The following is an 18,489-nucleotide window of genomic DNA, read 5'->3' as shown; positions in this document are numbered from 1 at the left end:
GCTCACCTCAGTCGCGCTGGAAGATCCTGGCGCCGGGATAAGCACGCCTTGCGTATCTCACGACCAGCGCGCGGTCCTGGGTTTCCAGAAAGGGCGTGCGGATCCGACACGACCCAACGATGAGGTGCCACAGACCATTGAGCCTTTGGATGACGATTTTCATTTGAGTCTTCCTCGAAGACGCTGCGCTCACGCAGATGCTGCCTGTCGCGGCCGTCTTGCGATCCTGGATCGTGATCGCGGGTGTGAAATTCCTGATACCGCTTGCGGCAAGACGACAGCGACTATTGTTAGTTGGTGACGAGATGCGGCCCAGCGAGCGGGATCTCATCACAGCCGCTTGAGCGAAATCATTTTCCGCGCCGACGAAGTGGTCCTGAAACAAAGCGGCCCCATGTGTGTGAGGTAGTCGAGCTTACACAGGAGGCCGCAATGCGCCGTCTGGTTTTCGTAATTGCCTTGCTCGCAGTCGCTTCAGCAGGAATCTCGGCCTCGTTTGCCGCAGTTTACCAGGCCAGGACACTGACGTTCGCCGAGCGCTTTGCCCCGGCGCTTCCGCTGATGGTTAAGCACTAGCAGCATCATCCTTCGCGCGGTCATTCCGGAGTTTGCAGGCCGGGCGAGGAGAGCCAACGCTCCATCTCCGCGGCGGCCTCGCCATCGCGGACCTTCTGCAACTGTGAGTGACGCTCGGCGCCGGCCGGTAGCTTCCTGGCGGCGGCGCGGGCTTCCTGCGTGAACTTGGTCAGGCGTTCCTGGAGGGACAGGGCCGGTGGCGTACGGTTGCGCTTCTTGGTCATGCTTTGCCTTTCGAGCGCCAAGCAGACCATGTGCCGACAAGCGGCGTCCTTAACTTTTGTTGGAACCGGGCTGGCGGACCGCGGGTTTTTATCCCGACGGCGCCACCGCGCCGTGAGTTCCGTATCCACGACCGGAGTTACCCGAAGTGCACAGCGACGCGACGCGCGCGGCACTCCTCAGGCGCCTGCGTGTCTCTGCCGGTATTTCGGAGGACGACGCGAGAGAGATCGAAGCCCTTCCGATCGTCGTCCGGCAATTCCCCGCCGAGACGGCGGTGGTCCGCGACGGCGAGCGCGCGACCAATAGCTGTCTGATTGTGGATGGATTTTGCGCGCGCTCCAAGACGATCGCGAGCGGCAAGCGGCAGATCCTTTCGCTGCACATTCCCGGTGAGATTCCCGATTTGATGAGCCTGTTCCTGCACGTGATGGACCACGATCTGTCGACGCTGACGCCGGCGACGCTCGGCTTCATAAGCCATGACAATCTGCAGAAGCTGCATCGTCGCAGCCCTGGTGTCGCCGAGATATTTTGGCGCGACACGTTGATCGACGCCGCGATGTTTCGCGAATGGATCGTCAATGTAGGCCAGCGCCCTACACCCGCGCGGCTCGCCCACGTCATGATCGAGTTGCGCGAACGTCTGAAGCTTATCGGGGCCGTGGACGGCAATAGCTTCGAGATGCCGCTAACGCAGGAGCAGATCGGCGAAGCGCTGGGAATTACCTCGGTCCACGCCAATCGCGTGATCAAGCAGGTACGGCAGGAGGGGATCGTCGAGTTCAATCGCGGCCGAGTCACGGTACTCGACGAGCGGAAATTTCAGGAACTAGCGGATTTCGACGGCCGTTACCTCCATCAGTCGCCAACCCTTTGAGGCGCAGATGCCGCGGTTCCATTTGCTCCAGCGCCAAATTTGGAACACCGGCGGCTGGCTTTGATTGATGATGGAAAGGCCCTCGCAGTGCCACGATGGAGCGAAGCCGTCGAAGTGACGTGACCTCAGCACGTGACAGGAGCACACCATGAGCATCAAAGACGACATTCACGCCACGCGGCGGACTGAACCCAATGGGGTTGAGCCGGCGTTTTCCGAGGATGATCTGCAGCGGGCGCAGCTCGGCCCGCGCGGTGTTCCCGGCCAACCGGATCCGGCTCGGATGACCCCGCAGCGCGCCAAGAAAACGCCGGTGGAGGGCGACTTCGATGGACATACGTCCTGAGCGCTCAGGCCTCAGCTGAAGTCGATCGGCTACGACTGCAGGTGAACACCTCGTTCGGGCGGATGTTGGAGGCTGGTGTCCTTGAACCGCATATCCAGATGACCCTCGACGCCGAGCGCGAGGCAGCTACGCTTGCCGGTGGTCCTCGTGCGGCTCGTCTTTGCCGCCGAGCGCGCGGTGCACCCGGCGCTCGATACGGCGGCCGACCGTGAGCAGCACGAAGGCCAGCGCCAGCGCGACCGCGACGATCTTCCATTGCCCGGCACCGCAGACCACGCCCAGGCAGGCGGCAAGGAATGTGCAGGCGGCGCTGGTCAGTCCGCGGACGCGAAACCGCTCACTCTCGTGGACGATGACGCCGGCACCGAGGAAGCCGATGCCGGTGAGAATGCCCTGGATGACCCGGCTCGTCGCATCGGCGACCTTGCCGGGCTCGGCGAGTTGCAGCGCCAGCAGCACCACGGTCGCGGTGGAGAGGCCGACGATGCCGAGCGTCTTCAGCCCGATCGGCTTGCCGCGCAAATCACGGTTGAGCCCGATCGCACTGCCGGCAAGCGTCGCAACGCCGAGGCGCAGCAGGATCTCGGGCCAGTCGAGCTCGGTCATTTTTTGGGCAGGCGTCCCATCATATAAAATTCGTCATTCGGCCGCATGCCGGTGAAATTCGCCAGCCGGTTCGACAGCGCGAAGAAGGCTGCGATCGCGGCGATGTCCCAGATGTCGTCATCGCTGAAGCCGTGCGGGGCAAGAGCGGCGAAGTCCTCCTCCGAAATCCGCTGCGCGTCGGCCGAGATCTTCATCGCGAAATCGAGCATCGCCTGCTCGCGCGGCGTGATGTCGGCTTTGCGGTAGTTGATCGCGACCTGGTCTGCAATCAGCGGGTTCTTGGCGCGAATGCGCAGGATCGCACCATGGGCGATCACGCAATATTGGCACTGGTTGGCCGCCGAGGTCGTCACCACGATCATCTCGCGCTCTGCCTTGGTGAGGCCGCCGTCCTTCTCCATCAGCGCGTCGTGATAGGCGAAGAACGCGCGGAACTCGTCGGGCCGGTAGGCCAGCGTCAGGAACACGTTGGGCACGAAGCCGCTCTTCTCCTGCACGGCGAGGAGACGCGTGCGGATGTCGTCAGGAAGCTTGTCGAGGGCGGGTGCGGGGAAGCGTTGGGCGGGCTTTGTCATGGGCATGGATTCCGGCTTGGGGCCGGCAACCATAGTCGATGCGGGGGGTGGGCTCAACGTGCCCTGCGCTGCGCTCGCAATGACGAGGACGGAGAGCGAGCGTGGCCTTACCGCAGCGGCTTCTTCAGCAGCGAGAAGCGGTCCGGATCGAGGCCCAGCGAGGGCTGCAGCATCGGCGTTTCGGCCGGCGCCAGCGTCTTGGCCGGCGGCACCTGGAACACCGGGTCGTTCGGGACGTCGCGCTGCGAGGTCGCACCGCGCCAGCGCTCGAGCACTGCGCCGACGAAATGCATGTCGTGACCGGAGGTGACCGAGGGAACGCTCGAGATGGTGGCTTCGCCGCGCGGCAGTTGATGCGGAGGCACCTCCTTGAAGCGCAGGCGCGTCGGCAGTGCGACGCCTTCGCCGAACGCCAGCACCTCGCGGGTGCCGAGCGATGGCACGAAGGACAGCAAGTTCGCGGCCGCATCCGAGACCGCGGCGCGCAGCAGCGCCTGGTCGCGTTCGTTGGCAAGACGCATCGTGAACAGCGTATTGCACTGGGAGATGATGGTGGCGTCGAGTTCTGCGGGACGCTGGGTGATGAGGCCGAGATAGACGCCGTATTTGCGGCCTTCCTTGGCGATGCGCGACACGGCCTTGCGGGTCGGCCCGAAGCCGACATTGCGGTCGGCGGAGGCGTAACGGTGGGCTTCCTCGCAGACGAACAGCATCGGCGATACGCCGTCGCTCCACAGGCCGAAATCGAAGGCCATGCGGCACAGCACCGAGACGACGGAATCGATGACTTCCGCCGGGAAGCCTGCGAGCTGCATCACCGTCATCGGCTTGCCGTTGGCCGGCAAGCGGAACAGATGGCTGATCACCTCGGCCATGGTATCGCCGCCGACATTGGCGTTGTCGAACATGAAGGCGTAGCGCGGGTCGTTGCGGACTGCTTCGATGCGCGAGATCAGCTTGTGATAGATGATGCGCGAGGAGCGGTTCTCGAGCTTGCCCATGCGCTCGTCGATCAGCGACATCAGATCGACCAGGCGGTACGGCACCGGCGTATCGACGGTGAAGCCGATCTGCTTGGGGTCGATGCGCTTCAGACCGAGGCGATCGGTGTTCTGGTATTGCGTGTAGATGCCCTTGGCGATCGGGATGACTTCCGCGAGGACGTCGAGCTCCTCGGGCACGCCGGCGCGGCCGCCGAACAGGACGTCGACGATTTCCTCGAAATTGAACAGCCAGAACGGCAGCTTCAGGTTTCGCGGGTTGAGCACCAGCGCGCGGTCGCCGAAGCAGCGACCATACTCGTTGTGCACGTCGAGCAGGAAGATGCGCAGGTTCGGCCGCGCCTTCAGAATCTCGTTGAGCAACAGCGACACGCCGGTGGATTTGCCGACGCCGGTCGACCCCAGCACCGCGAAATGCTTGGAGAGCATTTCCTCGATATCGACATAGGCGACGACGGAACGGTCCTGCTGGAGGAAGCCGACATTGATCTGGTCCGACCCGGTCGGTGCGTAGATCGTGCGCAGCTCCTGGCTGGTGATCAGGTCGACCGCATCGCCGATGGTCGGATAATTGGTGACGCCGCGCTGGAATTTGGCTTTGTCGGCGGCGTTGAGGATCTCGCCGAGCAGGTCGACCGAGGCGATGGCAATGTAGTCGGGGCTCGACAAATTCTCGCAGGACACCTCGGTGATCATGGCGACGATGACCGAACTGGCGCAGCGGATGCTGACGAAGCGGCCGACGGTGGCCCGAACCTCCGAGACCGGCATCTGGCTTGCCGCCAGAAGCCCGACCCGGGCGAGCGATCCGCGTACCGAAATCACGCGTCCAAAGGATGTCACTGATTGAACCTGGCAAGACTGAGGAGTTTAACCCTGACTATGCGAGCCGGGGCTGCACAAACGGTTAAGCGGCAGGGGCGCGAGCTTTGTTAAATCTGCGACAATTCGGTCGAGAGGTTTGTTCCTAATGCATACTTGCGGGCGGAATCAGCCGGAAATTGCTGCTTTTCCAGGCCTTGAGGTCCAGAACGAATTAAAGAAGATTTTACCATTCGGGCAGTCCGTCCACCGTTCGGGGGCAGGCTGTTCGCAGCGGGGAGGGCGGTGGATCGCGGACGGGCACGCTTTGGTTTGTTGACGAGACCTAATCATTTGTACATTAGTACAAATGAACCCGGTGGCCGTCGGCGCCGCCCTGTGGCGCCGATCAATATTGCGCCCCCGCGAGCGATCCACTCACCGGATCGACCCGCCTCGCTAGCCAAGTTTTGGAGGAAACCCATGCAGCCCGAACCGATCCTCGACCTTGCCCATCTCGGCCACATGGAACTGCTGACGCCCAAGCCCGACGAGAGCCTGAAATTCTTTGTCGACGTCATGGGCATGACGGTGAGCGGGCAGAAGGGCGAGTCGGTTTATCTGCGCGGCTGGGACGATTACGAGCGCTACTCGCTCAAGCTGACGGCGTCGAAGACCTCGGGCATGGAACACATGGCGCTGCGTGCGCGCAGTCAGCAGGCGCTGGAGCGGCGCGTCGCCGCGCTGAAGGGCTCCGGCTTCGACATCGGCTGGATCGACGGCGACATGGGGCAGGGGCCGACGTTCCGCTGTCGCGATCCTGATGGTCACATCGTCGAGCTCTATTACGAGACCGAATGGTATCAGGCGCCACCGGACCTGAAGCCCGCGCTGAAGAACCAGGCGCAGCGCTTTCCCGCGCGCGGCGTCAATGTCCGCCGCCTCGACCATCTCAACTGTCTCGCCGTCGACATCAAGGCCAACCGCGAGTTCTTCGAGACCTATCTCGGCTGCCGGCTCACCGAGCAGATCGTGCTCAATGACGGCCGGGAAGCCGCGATGTGGCTGACGATGTCGAACAAGAGCTACGACTTCGCCTATTCGCTCGACCATTCCGGCACGCCCGGCCGCTTCCACCACGTCACCTACGCGCTCGACAGCCGCGAGGAGATTCTTCGCGCTGCCGACATTTTCCTGGAAAACGGCATTCACATCGAGACCGGCCCGCACAAGCACGCGATCCAGCAGACTTTCTTCCTCTATGTCTACGAGCCCGGCGGCAACCGCGTCGAAGTCGCCAATGCCGGCGCTCGCCTCATCCTCGCGCCGGACTGGAAGCCGATCGTGTGGACGGAAGAAGAGCGCAAGAAGGGCCAGGCCTGGGGATTGAAGACGATCGAGTCCTTCCACACCCACGGCACGCCGCCGGTGGAAGCGAAGAAGCACGGCTGATTTACCGGGCGGATGATCGCACGCGTGCGATCGTCTCGTGCACGCCGGTCCATGCCGGCTTGTCCGGCGCGAACTGTGTGCGCAGGAAGCTGACGAGCTCCTCGACTTGGGTGTCGCTCATGCTGCTCTTGAACGCGGGCATGTAGCCGAGATCGCTCGATGCGGGCTCGGTGATGCCGTGCAGAATCACCTGCACGAGATTGTCCGAATTCGCGCTGTGCAGATTGCTGTTGAGCGCGAGCGAGGGACGGCTGCCGAACAGCGGCAGGCCGCCGACCTCGTGACAGACGGCACAGGCGCCTTGGTAGAGCCGCGCGCCGCTGGACGAAGCGAGGTTAACTTGCGTTGCGCTCTCCAGCCTCGCTGCCAGCGCGGGCGCGTCAGCGGCGGTGTCGTTGAACGAGCTGAGATAGACCGCCATCGCGCGGATGTCCGGATCGGGCAGGGCTTTGAGGTCTCTGACAACAGGCGCCATCGGGCCGGCGGCGACGCCATGATGGCGCGAATGGCCGATGCGCAAGTAAGCAAAAAGTTCGTCCTCGCTCCACGGGATCGGCGCGTGCGAGAGCGAGGTCAGCGGCGGCGCTTCCCAGCCCTCGGCAAAGCCGCCGGCGAGATAGGCCTGGCGCTGCTCGGCGCCGAGCGCGTTGCGCGGCGAATGGCAGGCGCTGCAATGGCCGAGGCCCTCGACGAGATAGGCGCCGCGATTCCAGGCTTCCGACTTCGCAGGATCGGGCTTGAACTCTTTCGTCCGGTGAAATAGCGCATTCCATCCCGCGAGCAGCGGACGGAGATTGAAGGGGAAAGCGAGTGCGTTCGCGGGCGCGGTCGCGCGCACCGAAGGCTGCGCCATCAGATAGGCGTAGAGCGCCTGCATGTCGGCATCGCTGGTCTTGGAAAAGTGCGTATAGGGGAAGGCGGGATAGAGTTGCCGTCCGTCGCGATGCAAGCCGTCGCGCATCGCGCGCTCGAAGGCGGGGTAGGACCAGGCGCCAATTCCGGTTTCGATGTCAGGCGTGATGTTGGTAGCGTAGATCGTTCCAAACGGTGTCTCCAGCGCACGGCCGCCGGCATTGAGCATGCCCGTGAGGCTGGTGTGGCACTCCGCGCAATTGCCGAGTGCTGCAAGCTGCTCGCCGCGCGCGATCGTTGCAGCTGAATAGACCGAAGCATCGGGCCGCGCGATTGGCGCAATAGCGCGGCCCGGCAGCAGCGCCGCACCGATCCCGATTGCGGCCGTGCAGACTGCTGCGATCGTCGCAAAGACGCCGGCGCGCCTGGCGAATGGATGTTCCCAGATGTGAGATGGCGGCGTCGCGGCGGGCGCGGGCAGGGCTTGCGGCATCGCCGATGCATCACCGTGCAATCCCCTCAGGATGCGCTCCGGCGTGAACGGCGGCTCGCGGAAGCGCACGCCGGTGGCATCGAAGATCGCATTCGCAATCGCCGCCGCGCTCGGGACCGAGGCGGACTCGCCGACGCCGAGCGGCGGCTGGTCCGACCGCGGCAACATCAACACGTCGATTTTCGGCACGTCGGGAAAAGGAATGATCGGATAGGCGCCCCATTCGCGCGCCGCCACCGCGCCGCGCTCGAACGAGACCTCTTCCATCAGCGCGCGGCTGGTGGATTGGATGACGTTGCCATGGATCTGGTGGCGGACGCCGTCCGGATTGATCATCAGGCCGGAGTCCTGTCCGGCGACGACGCGCGTGACGCTGACGTCGCCGGTGGACTTGTTCACCGCGACGTCGGCAACCCAGGCCGACCACGCCGCGCCATAACCCGGAAATTTGCTGTGGACATAGAGCGCATAGGCAAAGCCGCGCCCGTGCACGACCTCGCCGTCTTTCTCCTCACGGACCGGCCGTGGCGTCCAGCCCGCGCGCTCGGCCACCGCATTGACGAGATCGGCGGCGCGCTGATCTTTCAGATAGCGCAGCCGATATTCGATCGGGTCAACGCCAGCCTCAGTCGCGGCCTCGTCGATATAGGATTCATGCGCAAAGGTGTTAGGCAACGCCGAGACGCCGCGAAACCAGGACGCGCGTACGATCGGCGCCATGTCATGCGCGACGACGCGCATGTTGTCGTAGTCATAGGGCGGGATCGCGGTGCGGTCGCCCATCTGCAGTACGGCAGGTTCAGGCGAGATACGGCCGGTCAGAAGCAGCGCCAGCGTCGGTGACGCGTTCGACGGATAGCGCGTGGCGAGATCGTAAGCAGCGATGCCGCCCTCGGCATCGAGGCCGCCATTGACGTCGATGAGCTGCGCGGTGCCCTTCGGCTCCCAGGCGTGCTCCTGCTCGCGCGTCAACTGCACGCGTACGGGCCGGCCGACCGCGCGCGAGAGCAGCAGCGCGTCGGCGGTGACGTCATCGGCGCAGTTGCGGCCGTAGCAGCCGGCGGCCTCGAGCCGGATGACCTCGACCTCGCTCTCGGGCCGCTCGATCAGCAGAGCGAGATCGCTGCGCAGCATGTGCGGATTTTGCGTGCCGGACCAGACGCGGACATTGCCGGCCTGGAAGTCCGCAACCGCACAGGACGGGCCGATCGAGGCGTGCATCTGATAGGGCCAGACGTAGGTGCGCTGCATCGGCTTCGCCGAGCCGGCGATCGCCGCATCGACATCGCCCTTGTCGATCAGCGTGCGCGGCGTCGACGGATGGGCGCGCAGCGCGGTTTCGACATCGGAAAGGTCGGTTAGCGCCGGCGTCGGCTTCCAGCGGACCGCGAGTTGTTCCGCGGCGCGGACCGCATTCTCCTCACGCTCTGCGACCACGCCGACGAAATCACCGATATGCACGACGGCCACGAGGCCGGGGATGTCGCGGACGGATGATTCATCGATCGCGATCAGGCTGGTGCCGACAAACGGGCCGGCATCGACGCCGGAATAGGGTGGACGCACCACGCGTCCGTGCAGCATGCCTGATAGCCGGACGTCGTGGACGAAGGTCAGCTCGCCCGTGGCCTTGGCCGGAAGATCGACGCGCGGCATTGACTGGCCGACAATGGCGTAATCGCCGACAGCCTTGACGGCGACGTCATCGGCAAGCTCGAGGCGAATGGTCTCGCCGCCGATCAATTCGCCATAGCTGACACTGCGATTGTCGTGACCGCGGACGAGGCCGTCTTCGATCGTCAACTCAGAGGCCGGCAGTTCCAGCCGCTCCGCCGCGCGCGCGATCAGGAAGTCGCGCGCCTGGGCTGCGGCCTTGCGCAGGGGCACAGCGGTGATCTGGATGGTTTCGCTGGCAATCGTTGCGCCCTGGTTCGGCACGATGGCGGTGTCGCCGAGCACGACGACGACGCGGGCAAAGGAGACATCCAACTCCTCGGCGACGATCTGGCCGAGCGCGGTGCGAATGCCGGTGCCGAGATCGACATGGCCGTTATAGGCGCTCACCGACCCATCCGCGGTGATCCGCACGAAGGTTTCGGACGTGACCTCGTCCACCGTGCGGACGACGACGAGCGAACCTCGCTCAACTCCGTTCGAGAGAGGGGACGCCATCAATCACGGGCCTCGGCAGGCTGGCCCGACGCACGCATCACGGCGCGCAGGATTTCCACATGCGTGCCGCAGCGGCAAAGATTGTAGCGCAGCGCCGCGAGCGCTTCCTGTTCGGTTGGCTCCGGGTTGATCGCAAGCAACGCCTTGGTGGTCATGATCATGCCGTTGAGGCAATAGCCGCACTGTGCGGCCTGCTCGTCGATGAAGGCCTGCTGCACCACATCCGGCTTGTCGCTTGTGCCGATGCCTTCGAGCGTCACGATGTCGCGTCCGGCACAGCCGCTGATCGGAATCACGCAAGAGCGCGCAGCCGTGCCGTCGATCAGGACAGTGCAGGTGCCGCATTCCCCTAAGCCGCAACCATATTTCGGACCGTTGAGTCCGAGATCATTGCGCAGCACATAGAGCAGCGGCGTTTGGCGCTCTGCCGTGACGTCGTGGATCCCACCGTTCACGGAGAGGCGGATCGGTGCCTGCGTCATCCTCGTTCCCAAACCCTGCGATCGCAAAAATTCCAGATCGCTTGAAATCTACGTCGCGACGATACCGTTTGTACACAAACGTGCAAGCGGCCATGCCGCAGTGCAGCGCAATTGCTCGCTTTGTGGACAAAGCGGGCAGGCAAATGAGGTTTTATTCGGCAGGTCCATGTTTTTGCGCGCGGCGCCGCTTGACAGCTATCGGGACCGCGCGCAACATCGTTCGTATACGAATGATAACCACGGTGTCTGCTGGCTTTGACAGGGTGATGGAAACAACGAGCGCTGCCATCGACAAGATCCGCTGCGATGCCTGTCCGGTGATGTGCTACATCAAGCCGGGCGCGGCGGGCGCCTGCGATCGCTATGCCAACCACGACGGCAAGCTCGTCCGCGTCGATCCGCACATCATTCTCGAACGCACGGTGTCGCAGGGCGGCAAGCTGGTGCCGTTCAGCCGAACCGAAGATTGGGATGGCAAGATCGTCCATGAGGCCTCGACTTTCGTGACCGCGATCGGCGCGGGTACGACCTATCCGGATTACAAGCCGGCGCCCTTCATCGTCTCCTCCGAGGTCGACGGCGTCGACATGGTGACCGTCGTCACCGAGGGCATCTTCTCCTATTGCGGCATCAAGGTGAAGATCGACACCGACCGCTATCTCGGTCCGGAAACCGCGACCGTGCGCGCGCAAGGCGAGGCGGTCGGCCATGTCACGACCAGTGAATATGGCTCGCAGATGCTGTCGCTCGGCGGCGTGCATCATCTCACCGGCGGCTCCAAGAAGGAGGGTCGCGTTACCTGCGACACGCTGATGGACCTCGCCAATTGCAAGGCGGTGGAGCTCACCATCGACGGCGGCGCGAGCGTGATGGTGCAGGCCGGCCAGCCGCCGATCGTTAACGGCGTGAAGGAAGAGCGCATGCGTGTCGGCTGCGGCTCGGCGACGATCGGCATGTTCGCCAAGCAATGGCACGGCAAGGTCGATGAAGTCGTGGTCGTCGACGACCACATCACCGGCGTGCTCAGCGAGCACCAGGCCGGCAAGCTGCTCGACATCGCCGACACCGGCATCAAGATGAAGGGCCGGCGCTCGACGCCCGGCCGCTATTTCCAGGTCGCCGATCCCGGCACAGGCTGGGGCGGAACCAACATTTCCGATCCGCTGGCAATCCTCGGGCCGTTCGATACCAAGGAAGCCAAGCCGGGCCTCTCGATGCTGATGGTCTCCACGACCGGTGAGCACTCGTCGTACTACGTGCTCGACGAAGCCTTGAAGCCGATCGAAACGGAGATGCCGGCCGACCTGAAATTCTCGGTCGAACGCATCCAGGAAAACTGCGAGCCCGCGCTGTGCACGGTGCTGTTCATGGCCGGCGCCGGCGGCTCGCTGCGGGCCGGCGTCACCGACAATCCGGTGCGGCTGACGCGTTCCGTCAAGGATGCGCTGACGCGCGTCACCAGCGGCGGCGCGGCGGTCTATGTCTGGCCGGGCGGCGGCATCACCTACATGGTGGACGTGACCCAGATGCCTGCAGGTGCGTTCGGCTATGTGCCGACGCCGGCGCTGGTGGCGCCGATCGAATTCACGATGAAATTGACCGACTATGCCGCGCTCGGCGGGCACATGGATCATGTGAAGCCGCTGTCCGAGGTGCGGCGCGGCGACGATGTCCGCCAGTTGCCCTGGCAGGACCCGCTTCCAGGACGGCGGGCATGACACGGGTCCCGCAAATCGCATTGCTGTCTGATGGCCGGCGGCTGCATTTGCAGGATGGACCGATTGATCTGATCGTGGAGGCGAGGGGGCGCACGGACGAGGTGCGCGCCGCCTATGAGGCCGCAGCGCGCCGGTTCACCGGGCTTCTCGATGAGCTTTGCGCGGAACTCAGGGAATTGCGGGCGGCTGCCGAGAAGCTGACTTCTCTGAAAGGCGTGGTGGCACGTCGGATGCACGCGGCTGTTGCGCCTTATGCTGCTGAGGGCTTCATCACGCCAATGGCCGCGGTTGCCGGCAGCGTGGCGGAAGAGATTCTCGGGGCTATGCTGGACGCTGCATCGCTCGACCGGGTCTACATCAACAATGGCGGCGACATTGCGCTGCATCTCGGGCGGGACGAGCATTTTTCGGTGGGGCTGATGGATCGGCCGGACCGCGAGGGGGTGATGCGCACCATGCGGGTCTATGCGGACGATCCTGTGCGCGGCATTGCCACTAGCGGTCGCCACGGCCGCAGTTTTTCACTCGGAATTGCCGATGCAGTGACGGTGCTGGCGACGACAGCGTCGCAAGCCGACGCGGCTGCGACTGTTATCGCCAATGCCGTCGATTTGCCCGGACATCCCGCCATCGTCCGGCAACCCGCAAACGAGCTTCAGCCCGACAGCGATCTCGGCTCGCGTCTCGTCACCCGCGAAGTCGGTGAATTGTCGCAGAACGAGATCGCCACGGCGCTGGAATCTGGCGCGGAATGTGCACGGCAATTATTCGATCGCGGACTGATCGAGGGTGCCGTGCTGCGGCTTTGTGGTGATATGCTTGTCATCGGAACCAAGGATATAGAAGAGCAACGACCGCGCCCGCTTGTGTTGGAGAACGCGGTTTGTGCCTGAACGGGGAAGCGAAACATGAGCGCGATCATCCGCAAGATCGTCACCGTCGTCGAAGAGACGCAAATGGAGATGGGCCGCCAGGTCTCGCCGCCGACCCGGCGGGCCGCTGCAATCGCCGTGATCGAAAATCCCTTCGCCGGAAAATATGTCGAGGATCTGTCGGCGCTGATCGCGATCGGCGAGGAGCTCGGCGATCTGCTGTCGAAGCGTGCGGTCGCCGCACTCGGCATCGACGGTGCGAAGGCTCAGAGCTACGGCAAGGCCGCGGCGGTCGGTGAGAATGGCGAGCTGGAGCACGCCGCCGCCATCCTCCATCCCAAGATGGGTGCGCCGGTGCGCAAGGTGCTGAGCAAGGGCGCGGCGCTGATTCCGTCGTCGAAGAAGCGCAGCGGTCCCGGCACGACGCTGGACATTCCGCTGGGCCACAAGGATGCGGCCTTCGTGCGCAGTCATTTCGACGGCATGGAAGTGCAGATCAACGACGCGCCGCGCGCCAACGAGATCATGGTCGCGGTCGCCGTCACCGACAGCGGTCGCCCGCTGCCGCGCGTTGGTGGGCTGACGGTTGCGGAGATCAAGGGCGAAGACGGTTTGAAATAAGGGACGGTTCGGAGGGGCGGGCACAGCTTCTCCGGCAAGATTGTGGTGGGATATAAGAGTTCAAAACTGGAGGTTGGGATGCGAGCAAGAAATTACTTCGTCGGCGCGGCCTTTGCGCTTCTGGCCGGCGGCATGGGCCATTCGGCCCTGGCGGACGACATCAAGATTGGCGAGATCAACAGCTATTCGCTGCTGCCGTCCTTCACCGAGCCCTATCGCAAGGGCTGGCAGCTCGCGGTCGAGGAGATCAACGCCGCCGGCGGCATCAACGGCAAGAAGCTCGTCGTCATCTCCAAGGACGACGGCGGCAAGCCGGCGGATGCACAGACCGCGGCCAACGAGCTCGTCTCCAGCGAAGGCGTCGCCATGCTGACGGGCACGTTCCTGTCCAACATCGGACTCGCGGTCAGCGACTTCGCCAATCAGAAGAAGGTTTTCTTCCTCGCGGCCGAGCCGCTGACTGACGCCGTGACCTGGTCGAAGGGCAACAAATACACCTTCCGCCTGCGGCCCTCCAACTACATGCAGGCCGCAATGCTGGTGGAAGCCGCCAGCAAGCTGCCGGCCAAGCGCTGGGCGACGATCGCGCCGAACTATGAATACGGCCAGTCCGCGGTCGCAGTGTTCAAGAAGCTGATGTCGGAGAAGCGTCCCGACATCCAGTGGGTCGACGAGCAGTGGCCGCCGCAGGGTAAGATCGATGCGGGTCCGGTGGTGCAGGCGGTGGCGCAGGCCAATCCGGAGGCGATCCTCAACGTCACCTTCGGTCCCGATCTCGTCAAGCTCGTGCGTGAGGGCAACACCCGCGGGCTGTTCAAGGGACGCGAGGTCGTGTCGTTCCTGACCGGCGAGCCTGAGTATCTCGATCCGCTCAAGGAGGAGACGCCCGAAGGCTGGATCGTCACCGGCTATCCCTGGTACTCGATCAAGACGCCCGAGCACGATGCGTTCCTGAAGGCCTACCAGGCCAAGTACAACGACTATCCGCGCCTCGGCTCGATCGTCGGCTACCAGACCATCAAGGCGGCTGCCGCCATCCTGGCCAAGGCCGGCTCGACCGACACCGACAAGATGATCGCAGCGGCCGAAGGTCTTTCGATGCCGTCTCCGTTCGGAGAAATCACGTTCCGCAAGATCGATCACCAGTCGACCCTCGGCGCCTTCGTCGGCAAGACTGCGCAGAAGGACGGCAACGGCGTGATGGTGGACTTCTCCTACAAGAAGGGCTCGGACTATCTGCCGAGTGACGCCGAAGTCGAGAAGCTGCGCCCGAAGGATTGATGCAAGGAGAGACCGGGGGCCTTGTGGTTCGAGACGCGCGGCGTTGCCGCGCTCCTCACCATGAGGGTCCCGGACCTCATCCTGAGGAGGCGCGTAGCGCCGTCTCGAAGGATGAAGCCACGTACTGAGACTAACGCCTAACCCGGACCGCCGATGGCCTTTTACGTCGCACAGTTTCTGACCGGTCTCGCCAGCGCAGCGTCGCTGTTTCTGGTGGCCTCGGGCCTGTCGATCATCTTTGGCGTGACGCGGATCGTGAATTTCGCGCATGGCGCCTTCTACATGATCGGCGCCTATATCGCCTTCACGCTGACCGAGCGCTTCTCCGGTGCGTTCGGCTTCTGGGGCGGGGTGGTCATGGCGGCGCTTGCCGTCGCGCTGATCGGCGTCCTCGTCGAGATGGTGCTGCTCCGCAGCATCTATCACGTGCCGGAACTGTTCCAGCTGCTCGGCACGTTTGGCCTCACCTTGATGGTCGAGGATCTCGTGGTGGTGATCTGGGGCCCCGACGATCTCGTCGGCCGTCGCGCGCCTGGCTTCAAGGGCGCGGTCGATTTCTTCGGCCAGAACATTCCGAGCTATGATCTGTTCCTGATCGTGCTCAGTCCCGTCGTGCTCGGCATCCTCTGGCTGCTGTTCCAGCGCACGCGCTGGGGCGTGCTGGTGCGCGCAGCGACGCAGGACCGCGATATGGTCGCAGCGCTCGGCGTCAATCAGAAATGGCTGTTCACGTCGGTGTTCGCGGTCGGCGTCTTCCTTGCCGCTCTCGGCGGCGCGCTGCAGATCCCGCGCGATGCCGTGCATCACGCCATGGACTTGCGCATCATCGTCGAGGTCTTCGTCGTCGTCGTGATCGGCGGTCTCGGCAGCATCGTCGGCGCCTTCGTCGCGGCGGTGCTGGTCTCCGAGCTCAACGCCTTCGGCATCCTGATCTTCCCAAAGATTTCCATCATCCTGGTCTTCCTGGTGATGGCCGCGGTGCTGATCGTGCGGCCCTGGGGCCTGTTCGGCAAGCCGGAGGCGGCCGCGCGCAAGACGCCGGGCCTCACCGTCAATCCCTGGCGGCCGCTGACGTCGAACGAGCGGCTGGCGGCACTTGCGGCACTCGTCATCGCGGCGATGCTGCCGCTGTTCGCCGGCAACTACGCACTGACCGTCGGCTCGGAGATCGCGATCTTCGTGATCTTCGCCGTCAGCCTGCACTTCCTGATGTCGGTCGGTGGGCTCGCATCCTTCGGCCATGCCGCCTATTTTGGTCTCGGCGCTTACGGCGTCGCGTTTCTCGCCAAAATGGCGGGATTGCCGATGATCGTCTGCCTCTTGCTCGGCCCGCTGCTCGGCTGCATGGGCGCTGCCGTGTTCGGCTTCTTCGCCGTGCAGCTTTCCGGCGTCTACTTCGCGATGCTGACGCTCGCCTTCGCGCAGATCGTGTGGTCGATCGCGTTCCAGTGGGTGAGCGTCACCGGCGGCGACAACGGCATTTTGGGCGTCTGGCCGGAAAAATGGGCGGCGAGCCCGTCGCATTTCTATTGGCTCGCGCTCGGCGTCGCAGCGCTCGTGACGATTGCACTGCGGGTCATGGTGTTCTCGCCGTTCGGCTACGCGCTCCGCGCCACACGTGACTCGCTGTTGCGCAGCGAGGCGGTCGGCATCAATGCCAAGCGCATCCAGTGGACCGCCTTCGTGATCGCGGGAACCACTGCTGGCATCGGCGGCGCGTTGTTCGCCTACCTCAAGGGCAGCGTCTTCCCGGACAATCTCGGCATCTCGCTCTCAGTCGATGCGCTGGTCATGGTGCTGCTTGGCGGCGTCGAGACGGTGTCGGGCGGAGTGATCGGCGCCATCGTCTACAAGGCCTTGAATATCTGGCTGGTCAGCCAGACCGATCTGTCGAAGCTCGTGCTCGGCGGCTTCATCGTACTGATCGTCGTCGTCTTCCCGAAGGGCATCGTCGGCATGCTTGAGATTCTGGCGCAGCGCCGCAGGAAGTCCTCGCCACCGGGCTCCTCCTTGCTGGCCAAGCCGATCGAGTCCGCCGAATGAGCGTCGCACCCCCACTTCTCACCGTCGAAGGCCTGACCAAATCCTATGGTGGCATCCATGCAGTGCGCGGCGTCTCGTTCTCGCTGCGCGCCGGCGAGATTCTGGCGCTGATCGGGCCGAACGGGGCCGGCAAGAGCACCTGCTTCGACATGCTCAACGGCCAGAACCGGCCAGACTCAGGATGCGTGCGCCTGCTTGGCGAAGAGACAACGGGCAAGAAGCCGCGCGAGATCTGGCGGCTCGGCGTCGGGCGCACCTTCCAGATCACGGCGACATTCGCCACCATGACCGTGCGCGAGAACGTGCAGGTCGCGTTGATCTCGCATGGCAAGCAGCTGTTCAATCTCTGGGGCTCGGCGCCGAATGTCGACCGCGGCGAGGCCGGCCGGCTGCTCGAACTCGTCGGCATGGGCGGCTACGCCGATCGGCCCTGCGGCGAGCTTGCCTATGGCGACCTCAAGCGGCTCGAACTCGCGGTGGCGCTGGCCAATGAGCCGAAGCTGTTGCTGATGGACGAGCCGACTGCCGGCATGGCGCCGCGCGAGCGCGTCGAGCTGATGCGGCTCACGGCTCAAATCGCGAGGGAAAAATCAATCGGCGTGCTCTTCACCGAGCATGACATGGACGTGGTATTCGAGCATGCCGACCGTATCATCGTGCTGAATCGGGGAACGCTGATCGCCGAGGGATCGCCGGCCGAGGTACGCGGCAATCCACAGGTCCAGGCGATCTACCTCGGCGAGGGCCTGCTCTATGATGCCGGGCATCGCGGGGGAGCCTCAGCATGAAGCTCACGGTGCAAGACCTCAACAGCCATTACGGTCCGGCGCATATCCTGTTCGACATCGGTTTCGAAGTCGGCGAGGGCGAGGTGGTGGCGCTGCTCGGGCGTAACGGTGCCGGCAAGTCGACCACGTTCCGCTCGATCGTTGGCCTCGTCGCGCAGCGAACCGGCCGCATCATGTTCGAGGGCAAGGATGTCTCGGCGAAGCCGACGCACGAGATCGTGCGCGAGGGGCTCGGCTATGTGCCGGAGGAGCGGCGCATCTTCACCGATTTGACGGTGGAAGAGAATCTCGAAGTCGGCCGGCAGCCGAAGCGTCCCAACGCGCCGCACTGGAATCGTGAAAAGCTGTTCGCGCTGTTTCCCAATCTGGGCGAGATGAAAAACCGTCCCGGCGGCCGCATGAGCGGTGGCGAGCAGCAGATGCTCACCATCGCTCGCACGCTGATGGGCAATCCGTCGCTGGTCCTGCTGGACGAGCCCTCGGAGGGCCTGTCGCCAAAAATCGTGGAGCAGATGGTCGATGCCATCCTGACCATGAAGAAGGAGGGCGTCAGTATCGTCGTCTCCGAGCAGAATTTGCACTTTGCGCGATTGATTTCCGATCGTGCCTATATCATCGAGCGTGGTCGCATCTGCTTCGGCGGGACCATGGCCGAGCTCGACGCGCGTCCGGATATCCGCGACGCACATTTGTCGTTGTGAGAGCAAA

18 protein-coding genes are annotated in these 18,489 nt (G+C 64.0%); 11 read left to right on the top strand and 7 right to left on the bottom strand.

Annotation, left to right across the window (positions count from 1 at the left end; translation table 11 throughout):
- Nucleotides 1–7: 7 nt before the first annotated feature.
- A complete protein-coding gene (locus ABIA96_RS10785; RefSeq protein WP_354137014.1) occupies nucleotides 8–163 on the bottom strand; it encodes a hypothetical protein in 156 nt (51 codons plus the stop codon).
- Between the two features lie 269 nt (nucleotides 164–432).
- Here ABIA96_RS10785 and ABIA96_RS10780 point away from each other — a divergent pair, with 269 nt between their 5' ends.
- Nucleotides 433–576 carry a hypothetical protein gene (locus ABIA96_RS10780; RefSeq protein WP_354137012.1) on the top strand — a complete coding sequence of 48 codons (144 nt, stop codon included), beginning with the start codon at nucleotides 433–435 and terminating at the stop codon, nucleotides 574–576.
- Nucleotides 577–596: 20 nt separating this feature from the next.
- Here the strand turns inward: ABIA96_RS10780 and ABIA96_RS10775 are convergent, their stop codons facing one another.
- Nucleotides 597–800: a hypothetical protein gene (locus ABIA96_RS10775; protein WP_354137011.1), complete on the bottom strand. Its 204-nt coding sequence runs from the start codon at nucleotides 798–800 to the stop codon at nucleotides 597–599.
- 146 nt (nucleotides 801–946) lie between these two features.
- On the opposite strand from ABIA96_RS10775, the gene ABIA96_RS10770 reads away from it, so the two are divergent.
- Together ABIA96_RS10770 and ABIA96_RS10765 are read left to right on the top strand one after the other, a co-directional pair.
- A complete protein-coding gene (locus tag ABIA96_RS10770; RefSeq protein WP_354137010.1) occupies nucleotides 947–1,678 on the top strand; it encodes a Crp/Fnr family transcriptional regulator in 732 nt (243 codons plus the stop codon).
- 148 nt (nucleotides 1,679–1,826) lie between these two features.
- Entirely contained in the window at nucleotides 1,827–2,024 is a 198-nt protein-coding gene (locus ABIA96_RS10765; RefSeq protein ID WP_354137009.1) for a hypothetical protein, read from the top strand.
- Between the two features lie 126 nt (nucleotides 2,025–2,150).
- Here ABIA96_RS10765 and ABIA96_RS10760 read toward each other — a convergent pair whose 3' ends face one another.
- From ABIA96_RS10760 to ABIA96_RS10750, 3 genes are all read right to left on the bottom strand, one after another.
- The gene (locus ABIA96_RS10760) at nucleotides 2,151–2,630 is read right to left on the bottom strand and encodes an MgtC/SapB family protein (RefSeq protein ID WP_354137008.1); all 480 of its coding nucleotides are present in this window, start codon (nucleotides 2,628–2,630) and stop codon (nucleotides 2,151–2,153) included.
- Entirely contained in the window at nucleotides 2,627–3,205 is a 579-nt protein-coding gene (locus ABIA96_RS10755) for a peroxidase-related enzyme (protein ID WP_354137007.1), read from the bottom strand. The genes ABIA96_RS10760 and ABIA96_RS10755 overlap by 4 nt, the downstream gene beginning before the upstream one ends.
- Before the next feature lie 107 nt (nucleotides 3,206–3,312).
- Nucleotides 3,313–5,049: an ATP-binding protein gene (locus tag ABIA96_RS10750; protein ID WP_354137006.1), complete on the bottom strand. Its 1,737-nt coding sequence runs from the start codon at nucleotides 5,047–5,049 to the stop codon at nucleotides 3,313–3,315.
- Nucleotides 5,050–5,490: 441 nt separating this feature from the next.
- On the opposite strand from ABIA96_RS10750, the gene ABIA96_RS10745 reads away from it, so the two are divergent.
- Nucleotides 5,491–6,459, top strand: coding sequence for a catechol 2,3-dioxygenase (locus tag ABIA96_RS10745; RefSeq protein WP_354137005.1), 969 nt, complete (start codon nucleotides 5,491–5,493; stop codon nucleotides 6,457–6,459).
- 1 nt (nucleotide 6,460) lies between these two features.
- Here the strand turns inward: ABIA96_RS10745 and ABIA96_RS10740 are convergent, their stop codons facing one another.
- Complete coding sequence (locus tag ABIA96_RS10740) at nucleotides 6,461–9,976, bottom strand: molybdopterin cofactor-binding domain-containing protein (protein WP_354137004.1); 3,516 nt, start codon at nucleotides 9,974–9,976, stop codon at nucleotides 6,461–6,463.
- Nucleotides 9,976–10,458, bottom strand: a complete 483-nt coding sequence (locus ABIA96_RS10735) for a (2Fe-2S)-binding protein (RefSeq protein WP_354137003.1) — start codon at nucleotides 10,456–10,458, stop codon at nucleotides 9,976–9,978. The genes ABIA96_RS10740 and ABIA96_RS10735 overlap by 1 nt, the downstream gene beginning before the upstream one ends.
- A gap of 266 nt (nucleotides 10,459–10,724) precedes the next feature.
- On the opposite strand from ABIA96_RS10735, the gene ABIA96_RS10730 reads away from it, so the two are divergent.
- The 7 genes from ABIA96_RS10730 (at nucleotide 10,725) to ABIA96_RS10700 (ending at nucleotide 18,482) form a co-directional block, all read left to right on the top strand.
- Nucleotides 10,725–12,176 carry a 6-hydroxynicotinate reductase gene (locus ABIA96_RS10730; RefSeq protein ID WP_354137002.1) on the top strand — a complete coding sequence of 484 codons (1,452 nt, stop codon included), beginning with the start codon at nucleotides 10,725–10,727 and terminating at the stop codon, nucleotides 12,174–12,176.
- Entirely contained in the window at nucleotides 12,173–13,069 is an 897-nt protein-coding gene (locus ABIA96_RS10725) for a UPF0280 family protein (protein ID WP_354137001.1), read from the top strand. The genes ABIA96_RS10730 and ABIA96_RS10725 overlap by 4 nt, the downstream gene beginning before the upstream one ends.
- A gap of 15 nt (nucleotides 13,070–13,084) precedes the next feature.
- Complete coding sequence (locus tag ABIA96_RS10720) at nucleotides 13,085–13,669, top strand: amino acid synthesis family protein (protein WP_354137000.1); 585 nt, start codon at nucleotides 13,085–13,087, stop codon at nucleotides 13,667–13,669.
- Between the two features lie 78 nt (nucleotides 13,670–13,747).
- Nucleotides 13,748–14,950: an ABC transporter substrate-binding protein gene (locus ABIA96_RS10715; protein ID WP_354136999.1), complete on the top strand. Its 1,203-nt coding sequence runs from the start codon at nucleotides 13,748–13,750 to the stop codon at nucleotides 14,948–14,950.
- 153 nt (nucleotides 14,951–15,103) lie between these two features.
- Nucleotides 15,104–16,993 (top strand): ABC transporter permease, encoded by a 1,890-nt coding sequence (locus ABIA96_RS10710; protein WP_354136998.1) that lies wholly within the window; start codon nucleotides 15,104–15,106, stop codon nucleotides 16,991–16,993.
- Nucleotides 16,990–17,781, top strand: coding sequence for an ABC transporter ATP-binding protein (locus tag ABIA96_RS10705; RefSeq protein WP_354136997.1), 792 nt, complete (start codon nucleotides 16,990–16,992; stop codon nucleotides 17,779–17,781). The genes ABIA96_RS10710 and ABIA96_RS10705 overlap by 4 nt, the downstream gene beginning before the upstream one ends.
- A complete protein-coding gene (locus tag ABIA96_RS10700; RefSeq protein ID WP_354136996.1) occupies nucleotides 17,778–18,482 on the top strand; it encodes an ABC transporter ATP-binding protein in 705 nt (234 codons plus the stop codon). Before ABIA96_RS10705 ends, ABIA96_RS10700 begins: the two co-directional genes overlap by 4 nt.
- Nucleotides 18,483–18,489 lie beyond the last annotated feature (7 nt).

It is taken from the genome of Bradyrhizobium sp. LB11.1, from assembly GCF_040549385.1.
Classification (GTDB): domain Bacteria; phylum Pseudomonadota; class Alphaproteobacteria; order Rhizobiales; family Xanthobacteraceae; genus Bradyrhizobium.
The sequence above is the reverse complement of the archived record's forward strand: the minus strand, read 5'-3'. Positions and strand labels throughout refer to the sequence as shown.